This window comes from Flavobacterium sp. (genome assembly GCF_031363805.1).
GTDB lineage: Bacteria > Bacteroidota > Bacteroidia > Flavobacteriales > Flavobacteriaceae > Flavobacterium.
In genome coordinates, this window is record NZ_JANLVD010000001.1 from 1 (window position 1) to 9,023 (window position 9,023).

At 32.4% G+C, this 9,023-nt stretch carries 10 protein-coding genes and 1 pseudogene; 4 read left to right on the forward strand and 7 right to left on the reverse strand.

Features of this window, described 5'->3' with window-relative positions; all coding sequences use genetic code 11:
• Positions 1-268: transposase (locus tag RMN92_RS14530; RefSeq protein WP_409024836.1), on the forward strand; the 268-nt coding region annotated here is incomplete at its 5' end.
• Positions 269-299: 31 nt separating this feature from the next.
• The gene (locus RMN92_RS00010; RefSeq protein WP_309607405.1) at positions 300-1,190 is read left to right on the forward strand and encodes a macro domain-containing protein; all 891 of its coding nucleotides are present in this window, start codon (positions 300-302) and stop codon (positions 1,188-1,190) included.
• A gap of 38 nt (positions 1,191-1,228) precedes the next feature.
• On the opposite strand, the gene sufD is transcribed toward RMN92_RS00010, so the two are convergent.
• From sufD to RMN92_RS00045, 7 genes and pseudogenes are all read right to left on the reverse strand, one after another.
• Positions 1,229-2,542: a Fe-S cluster assembly protein SufD gene (sufD, locus tag RMN92_RS00015; protein WP_309607406.1), complete on the reverse strand. Its 1,314-nt coding sequence runs from the start codon at positions 2,540-2,542 to the stop codon at positions 1,229-1,231.
• Positions 2,543-2,587: 45 nt separating this feature from the next.
• Positions 2,588-2,977: a four helix bundle protein gene (locus tag RMN92_RS00020; RefSeq protein WP_309607407.1), complete on the reverse strand. Its 390-nt coding sequence runs from the start codon at positions 2,975-2,977 to the stop codon at positions 2,588-2,590.
• 86 nt (positions 2,978-3,063) lie between these two features.
• Entirely contained in the window at positions 3,064-3,810 is a 747-nt protein-coding gene (gene sufC, locus RMN92_RS00025) for a Fe-S cluster assembly ATPase SufC (protein ID WP_309607408.1), read from the reverse strand.
• A gap of 9 nt (positions 3,811-3,819) precedes the next feature.
• Positions 3,820-4,308: an NAD(P)H-dependent oxidoreductase gene (locus RMN92_RS00030; RefSeq protein WP_309607409.1), complete on the reverse strand. Its 489-nt coding sequence runs from the start codon at positions 4,306-4,308 to the stop codon at positions 3,820-3,822.
• Between the two features lie 7 nt (positions 4,309-4,315).
• A complete protein-coding gene (sufB, locus tag RMN92_RS00035; RefSeq protein WP_309607410.1) occupies positions 4,316-5,764 on the reverse strand; it encodes a Fe-S cluster assembly protein SufB in 1,449 nt (482 codons plus the stop codon).
• 48 nt (positions 5,765-5,812) lie between these two features.
• Positions 5,813-6,181: pseudogene (locus RMN92_RS00040) on the reverse strand (four helix bundle protein).
• Between the two features lie 35 nt (positions 6,182-6,216).
• On the reverse strand, positions 6,217-6,546 hold the full coding sequence (locus RMN92_RS00045; RefSeq protein ID WP_309607411.1) for an iron-sulfur cluster assembly accessory protein: 330 nt from the start codon (positions 6,544-6,546) through the stop codon (positions 6,217-6,219).
• Positions 6,547-6,709: 163 nt separating this feature from the next.
• On the opposite strand from RMN92_RS00045, the gene RMN92_RS00050 reads away from it, so the two are divergent.
• Together RMN92_RS00050 and RMN92_RS00055 are read left to right on the forward strand one after the other, a co-directional pair.
• The gene (locus tag RMN92_RS00050) at positions 6,710-7,570 is read left to right on the forward strand and encodes an MBL fold metallo-hydrolase (protein ID WP_309607412.1); all 861 of its coding nucleotides are present in this window, start codon (positions 6,710-6,712) and stop codon (positions 7,568-7,570) included.
• A gap of 58 nt (positions 7,571-7,628) precedes the next feature.
• Positions 7,629-9,023: S8 family peptidase (locus tag RMN92_RS00055; RefSeq protein ID WP_309607413.1), on the forward strand; the 1,395-nt coding region annotated here is incomplete at its 3' end.

Genomic DNA, 9,023 nt, shown 5'->3' on the forward strand with positions numbered 1-9,023 from the left:
TGCTCGATATCAAAAGGGAATAATAGCACAGAGTAAAGCAAAAGAGCTTGGAATAGACTTGATATATTTACCACCATATAGTCCAAATCTGAATTTGATAGAAAGGCTATGGAAATTTTTTAAAAAGAAAGTAATGAAAAAGAAATACTATGAAGATTTCAAAACATTCAAAATTGCCATAGAAAAATTCTTTGAAAATTTTGACCAATACCATAATCAGTTATTAACCCTATTGAACTTTAAATTCGAAATTATTAAAGCAAATTAGTATATATGCAATTGCATGTAAAAAAGGGGAGATGCAAGTTGGAAAAATGTTAGTTGTATCTGAAAACACTTTAAATGGTAAAAAATTAATTATTAATTTTCCAACAAAAAGTGATTGGCGAAACAAATCTCAGTACGTCTATATTGAAGAAGGATTGAAAGATTTAGTAAAAGTTATAAATCATTACAAAATCAAGAGCATATCAATTCCTCCACTGGGTTGTGGTAATGGTGGCTTAAAATGGGAATTAGTTAAACAATTAATGGATAAATATCTCGGAAATATTACAAATGTTGATATACAAATCTATGAACCCAATGAGTTGGTAAAAGAAATTTTGCAAAAAGAAAGTATTAAAAAAGAAATTTCTCTAACTGATGCTAGAGCTATGTTGCTTTACTCACTTTATAAATATGAAAGAATGGGTGAAATAGCTACTGTTTTTTCAGCAAACAAACTTGCTTATTTTCTTCAAAAAAGTGGAGAACCAATGCGCTTACAATTTGTACCTTACAAATACGGTCCTTATGCACAGGCAATTGAAAAAGTTTTATATGCATTAAATGGTAAATACTTAAATGGGCTTGAACAAATGACAGCTAGAGCTTTTGAACCTTTACAATTAAATTATGATCGTTATAACGAAGTTGAACAATATGTTATGAAAAATTTAAGTTTAAATCAAAAACAAAGATTAGTTAGTGTTTTTGAAATAATTGAAGGTTTTGAAACAACACTATCTTTAGAAATTCTCTCATCAACACATTTTTTAATCGATCAAAACCCTAAATTAAACGATGATGAGCTTTTTGAAAAAATACAGGACTGGAATCAAAGAAAGAAAAGTTTGATAAACAAAGAATATATTCAAATTGCTATGAATCATTTAAGAGAATTTACAACTAAATTAAATTTTGCATAAATTAAATTGTATCAAAAAAGGTCTAAATCACAGTTTTTCTACAACTCAAACCCAATTTTTACCCCCAATTTCGTCGCGATGATCTTCGTAATTCGTTGTTTCAATTCTGGTATTTTAATACTTTCAATAACTGCATTTGAAAAAGCATACATCAACAATGCTTTGGCTTCTTTTTTTGGAATACCGCGTTGTTGCATATAAAACATAGCCGTTTCGTCTAATTGTCCAATCGTGCAACCGTGGGAACATTTTACATCGTCAGCAAAAATTTCCAATTGTGGTTTCGCGTTTATAGTGGCTTTATCACTCAACAAAATATTATTGCTTTTTTGGAATGCATTGGTTTTTTGCGCTTCTTTTTCTACGAATATTTTCCCATTGAAAACACCTACTGATCTATCAGAAAAAATACCTTTATAATCTTGATGGCTTTCGCAGTTTGGCGTGGCATGTTGCACCAAAGTATAATGATCTACATGTTGGGTTTCACCAATAATCGTAATTCCATTCAAACGACTTACAATTCCTTCGCCAAAATGATAAAAATTCAAATTATTTCTGGTTAAATTTCCACCAAACGAAAAGGTATTGACAGAAACAGTGCTTTCTTGTTTTTGAGACACAAAAGTATTGTCGATTAAATTGGCTTCGTGGTTGTCATTTTGGATTTTGTAATAATCGACAATGGCACGTTTTTGAGCAAAAATTTCGGTGACAGAATTGGTTAAAACTGCATTTTCGTTCAAGCTTTGGTGTCTTTCGATAATCTGAATATGAGCATTTTCGCCCACTACGACCAAATTTCGAGGTTGTACCAAAAGCGACGCTTCCGAACCTGTGGAGAAATACATAATTTCTACAGGCTTGTCAACCACTTTGCTTTTTGGAATGTGAATATAGGCACCTTCATTAGCAAAAGCGGTGTTTAACGACGTCAAACTTTCCTCTCTACTGGCAATTTGATTGAAATAGGTATCGATGACCATTTTGTATTTAGGTTTTGTCAATGCTGATGACATTAAACAAATATCCAAACCATCGTGTGTGGTTGAAGACAAGAAAGAGCTAAAAACGCCATCTACAAATACAACTTTATAGGTGTCAATTTCATGAAGGAAATATTTCTTTACATCAGAAAAATCAATAGATGTTTCGTTTTTTGGAAAAACTGAAAAATCATTTTTTAATATTGAGTTCAGCGAAGTATATTTCCAAGCTTCTTCCTTTTTGGTTGGAAAACCTTTATTTTCAAAGTTTTTTAAAGCCGAAGTTCGAATGTCGTGTAACTCGGAGGTTACATCGATTTTTTCTTCGAAAGCCATAAAAGACGATAGTAATTTTTCTTTTAACATTGTGTTTATTTCAGGTTTCAGGTTTCAAGTTTCAAGTTTTGGTAACTACTGAAATTTGTTGCCTTTAAAATCTTTTTTATTTAAATAGCTTATAAAGTTTTTAATTTTACCGCTTAAGTTTTCATAATCAACTTTCATAGTTTCAAATTTAACTTCAGAAATATAGCCATAATCCAAAATTCTATATAATTGTGACCTAGTTTCGCCAGCCGAGCCTTTTGAAATTGACAAGAATTGTCTAAATTCAAGATTCCCATCTCTTTCAAAACCTTCTGCTATGTTGTCCATAAAAGAACCCGAGGATGATTTTATTTGGTCTTTTAATCTAAAATCAGATTTTAAATTAGTCTCAACACAAATATTATGAACTTCCTTTGCTAATCTCCTTGCTTCTTGCCAAATTTCTAAATCTTCAAATCTATTTATTGTTGCCATACTTAATTTTGTTTCAGTTATAAAGTTTGTTTGTGTCAAGTTTCTCGAACTTGAAACCTGAAACTAAAAAAACTTGAAACTTACACTTAAACTAATTCTTTAATCCAATCGTATCCTTTTTCTTCTAGTTCGTATGCGAGTTCTTTCCCGCCCGATTTTACGATTTTTCCGTCCATTAAAACGTGAACGAAATCTGGAATTATATAATCTAACAAACGTTGATAATGCGTAATTACCAATACAGCGTTATTTTCGTTTTTTAGTTTATTTACCCCGTTAGCTACAATTCGAAGCGCATCAATATCCAATCCAGAATCGGTTTCATCAAGAATCGCTAGTTTTGGTTCGAGCATGGCCATTTGAAAAATTTCATTTCTTTTTTTTTCACCACCAGAAAATCCTTCATTTAAGGAACGCGACAAAAATTTGCGGTCAATTTCTAATAATTCAGATTTTTCACGAATAAATTTAAGCATTTCATTGGCTGGCATTTCTTCTTTTCCTTGTGCTTTTCGGGTTTCGTTTATGGCAGTTCGCATAAAATTTGTTACCGAAACACCTGGAATTTCGACTGGATATTGAAACGATAAGAAAACGCCTTTATGTGCACGTTCTTCGGGAGCTAAATCTGCAAGGTCCTCGCCGTCCAAAAACACCGAACCATCAGTTACTTCATAGTTTTCATTCCCTGCAATTACGGCCGAAAGTGTACTTTTTCCAGAACCGTTTGGCCCCATAATTGCGTGCACTTCTCCTGCTTTAACTTCTATATTTATTCCTTTTAGGATTTCTTTATCGCCAATTGAGGCGTGAAGGTTTTTTATACTTAACATTATTTATTTTTATATAAAATGGAGTTCTATTTTGTTATTTGTGTCAAATTTGTCTGCATTGAAATGTTTATTTCCAAGATAATTCATTCCTAAATATTCGGCCGATTTTCGAAAAGGAATATAAAAATCAAAATCAATTTCATTATCATGCGAATTTGAAATTACTGCAAAATTTTTGCCTCGCAATTTCCTTCCAGTTTCTTTTTCTATTCGAATTAAATCCGAAAATCTGTCGAAAAACACTTTCATAATTCCGCTCATACTATACCAATATATTGGCGTGGCAAAAATTAGAGTATCGTATTTTTCTATTATTGATTTAATTAAAGGCAAAAAATCATCCTCTCTATTTTTACTTTCGTAATCGTAATATGAAAACTGATAATCGTTTAAATTAATAACATCAACATTGAATTGATTTGCAATTCCAGCTACTATTTTTGTTGTATTTCCTTTATTTCTAGACGAACCAACTATAATTACTTTTTTATTTTGCATTTTCAAATTATCCAACAGAACCTTCTAACGAAATTTCCAACAATTTTTGTGCTTCCACTGCAAATTCCATGGGTAATTTATTCAAAACTTCTTTGCTAAAACCATTTACAATTAAAGCAATTGCTTTTTCAGTTGGAATGCCTCGTTGGTTACAATAAAAAACTTGGTCTTCGCCGATTTTACTCGTCGTGGCTTCATGTTCGATTTTGGCTGATGGGTTTTTACTTTCGATATACGGAAAAGTATGCGCGCCGCAATTGTTTCCCATTAACAACGAATCGCATTGAGAAAAATTACGAGCATTATCGGCATTTGGAGCAATTTTCACCAAACCACGATAACTATTTTGTGATTTTCCAGCAGAAATTCCTTTGGAAATAATGGTTGATTTTGTGTTTTTACCCAAATGAATCATTTTGGTTCCTGTATCTGCTTGCTGAAAATTATTGGTCACAGCAATCGAATAAAATTCTCCTACCGAATTGTCACCTTTCAAAATAACCGATGGATATTTCCAAGTGATTGCCGAGCCTGTTTCTACCTGTGTCCACGAGATTTTTGCGTTTTGTTCGCAAATTCCACGCTTGGTCACGAAATTAAAAACACCACCTTTTCCTTCTTTATTCCCTGGATACCAGTTTTGTACAGTCGAGTATTTTATTTCTGCATCTTCCATGGCGATTAGCTCTACACAAGCAGCGTGCAACTGGTTTTCATCACGACTTGGAGCGGTACAACCTTCCAAATACGAAACATAACTTCCAGCATCAGCAATGACCAAAGTTCTTTCGAATTGTCCAGTTCCTGCTTGATTTATTCTAAAATAGGTAGACAATTCCATCGGGCAACGAACACCTTTTGGAATATAACAGAATGAACCATCAGAGAAAACTGCAGAGTTTAAAGCGGCATAAAAATTATCCTTTTGAGGAATCACTGTTCCTAAATATTTTTGTACCAATTCTGGATATTCACGAATGGCTTCAGAAATGGAACAGAAAATAATGCCTTTTTCGCCCAATGTCTTTTTAAATGTTGTAGCTACAGAAACTGAATCAACCACAATATCCATAGCAACATTATTCATCATTTTTTGTTCGTCGACAGAAATTCCTAGTTTTTTATACATTTCAAGCAATTCTGGATCAACATCGCTCAAAGATTTGTTTGGATCTATTGCTTTTGGAGCAGAATAATAGGAAATGGCTTGAAAATCTGGTTTTTCATAACGCACATTTGCCCATTCTGGTTCGGTCATCATTTCCCAAGCACGATAAGCTTCAATTCGCCAATCGGTCATCCATTGAGGTTCATCTTTTTTCTTTGAAATAGCACGAACAATATCTTCATTTAAACCAATAGGAAATGTTTCCGATTCTATATCGGTATAAAATCCATATTCATATTCTTTGGTTTCAAGTTCGATTTTTAAATCGTCTTCGGTGTATTTTGACATCTTTTATTTAAAGATTTAAAGATTTAATAATTCAAAAATTTCAAAAAATTAATTCTTTGTATTGTTATTTAGATATTTAATAAAATTTGAAATACTTTGTGAAATTTCAATACTTAAATTGTAAACAACATCTATTTCAATTTGGCTAGAAAACCCTAATTCTCTAGATAAAATCAACATAATTCTAACTTCTGCGCAACTTCCTTTAGCCTATTTTAAAAATCTAATAAATTGCCGATTATTATTATATTCTGATCCTTCAGCAATATTATTTGTAATTGACACAACTGCTCTTTTAATTTGATCTTTAAACCCAAATTCTTTTTCAAAAACCTTATTGTTTAATAATTCGAAAACCAACTTTGTCAGAAGAATAGATTTTTTATAAACTTCAAATTCTTCAAACGACTTGGTCATAATCTTTCAATCATTAAATTTTTTAATCTTTTAATTTATAGAGAGAAACTCTCCCCACATCCACAAGTTCTACTTGCATTTGGGTTATTGAAAACAAATCCTTTTCCGTTTAATCCGCCAGAAAATTCAAGAATTGTTCCTGCTAAATAAAGAAACGATTTTTTCTCAACAGCAATTTTTATAGTATTATCTTCAAAAACTTTATCGTTTTCTTCTATTTGTTTGTCAAATTTTAATTCGTACGACAAACCTGAGCAACCACCAGATTTTACGCCAACTCGAACGTAATCTTTTGCTGCATCAAAACCATCGTCATGCATCATGTCGACAATTTTTTTTCTAGCAATATCAGATACTTTTATCATAGCTTATTTTGAATTTTTCTAAATAAGCAACAAATATACTACATTTTGGCATTTTTCCCATAGATGTTAACATTTTTATGATTGATAATAGCATAGAAAAAATTGATGTTATTAATTTAAATGGTCAAGATTTTCATAAATTGCAGTTTTTTAATTTTACAACATGAAACTTTACCCAATAGAAACTGGAAATTTCAAACTCGACGGTGGCGCGATGTTTGGCGTAGTACCAAAAACCATTTGGAACAAAACCAATCCTGCCGATGAAAATAATTTGATTGATATTGCTGCTCGCTGCCTATTAATTGAAGATGGAAACCGTTTGATCTTGATTGATAATGGAATGGGCAACAAACAATCGGAGAAGTTTTTCGGATATTATTCACTTTGGGGAACCCATTCAATGGATAAATCTTTAGCAAAATATGGTTTCCATCGTGACGATGTTACAGATGTTTTTATGACGCATTTACATTTTGATCATTGTGGCGGAAGTGTTGTTTGGAACAAAGATAAAACTGGTTACGAAATAGCTTTCAAAAACGCTAAGTTTTGGACTAATGAAAACCACTGGAATTGGGCTACAAAACCTAATTTAAGAGAAAAAGCGTCGTTTCTAGCTGAAAATATTTTACCCATGCAAGAAAGCGGACAGCTAAATTTCATTAAGAGACCAGATTCAGATTTTGGCATTTCATCAGAATTGGGATTTGACATTTTTTATGTCGATGGTCATACGGAAAAAATGATGATTCCACATATTCAATATCATGATAAAACGATTGTTTTTTGTGCCGATTTGATTCCTACTGCTGGTCACTTGCCATTGCCTTACGTGATGGGATATGATACCAGACCATTGTTAACCATGCCCGAAAAATCAAAGTTTTTAAATGCTGCTGCCGAAAACAATTATTATTTATTTTTGGAACATGATGCGCACAATGAAATCATTACAGTAGAAAAAACCGAAAAAGGGATTCGATTGAAAGAATATTTTTCTTGTTTAGAAATATTAACTTAATGTTAAAAAATATAAACTTAAATTAATAATTAAGATTTTTACACCAAATTATAACTATATGAGAATTTTGAAACGTATTTACTTATCTGGAATTTTAGCCATTTCACTTGTGAGTTGTGGTGGTGCTCAAAAAGCAATAATGATTACGAATCCAGCAAATATAGATAGTCGTCCGCTGAAAACTACAAAATTAGCCGACAAAGATTTGCAACGTTGGAGTCATCTTGATTTAGTAAAAGATACTGTTCCTGGCATGAGTGTCGATAAAGCTTACGCCGAATTATTAAAAGGTAAAAAAGCCAATAAAATTATTGTCGCTGTAGTCGATTCAGGAATTGATATTGAACACGAAGATTTAAAGTCAAGCATCTGGAAAAACCCTAAAGAAATTGCAGGAAATAAAAAAGACGACGATAACAATGGTTATATCGACGATGTTAACGGTTGGAATTTTCTTGGAGATTCAGATAATGAGCAACTTGAAATGACTCGAATTGTAAAAAAAGGAAACGATGGTTCTGTACAATATCAAAATGCTACTGCAGAATTGGAAAAAAATAAAGCGGAGTTAGAACCTCAAAAACAACAATTGGATATGATTCTTGGTGCAGATGCTGCCATAAAAAAATATTTGAAAAATGATAAATATACTTTGGCAGATGTTAAAGCTATTAAAACCACCGATCAAAGTTTGGGTCAGTCACAATCCATTATGACGCAAATACTTTATGGCGCCACGAGAGAAGAATTTAATTCGCAAATGGAAGAATATAAAAATTTTGTATACGACCAGTTGAATTACAATTTAAATACAGAATTTGATGGTCGTATAGTCTTAGGCGATAATCCAGATGATTTCAGTAAGAAAAATTATGGCAACAATAATGTAATTGGACCCAAGAAAGAAGGAGCAAAGCATGGAACGCATGTAGCGGGAATAATAGCTCAAATTCGAAATAACAAAAAAGGTGGCGATGGTGTTGCCACAGATGTAGTTCAAATTATGGCGGTTCGTGCCGTACCAAATGGCGATGAATATGATAAAGACATTGCTCTTGCCATTCGCTATGCTGTTGATAATGGAGCAAAAGTTATTAACGGAAGTTTTGGGAAAAGCTATTCTCCCCATAAAGACTGGGTTTTTGATGCTATAAAATATGCCGCTTCAAAAGATGTATTGTTTGTTCATGCAGCCGGAAATTCTTCAGAAGATATTGATCAGGCTCCTAATTTTCCAAATGATGCCGATGGTGCAAACCCAGAGTACGCCAATAATGTTTTAACTATTGGAGCACTAAATTTTGAATATGGAGCTTCACAAATGGCAAATTTTTCAAATTATGGAAAAGAAAACGTAGATATATTTGCTCCTGGAGTTCAAATTTATGCTACTACTCCAAATAATAAGTATGAATTTTTGGGAGGAACTTCAATGGCATCGCCAAATACTGCT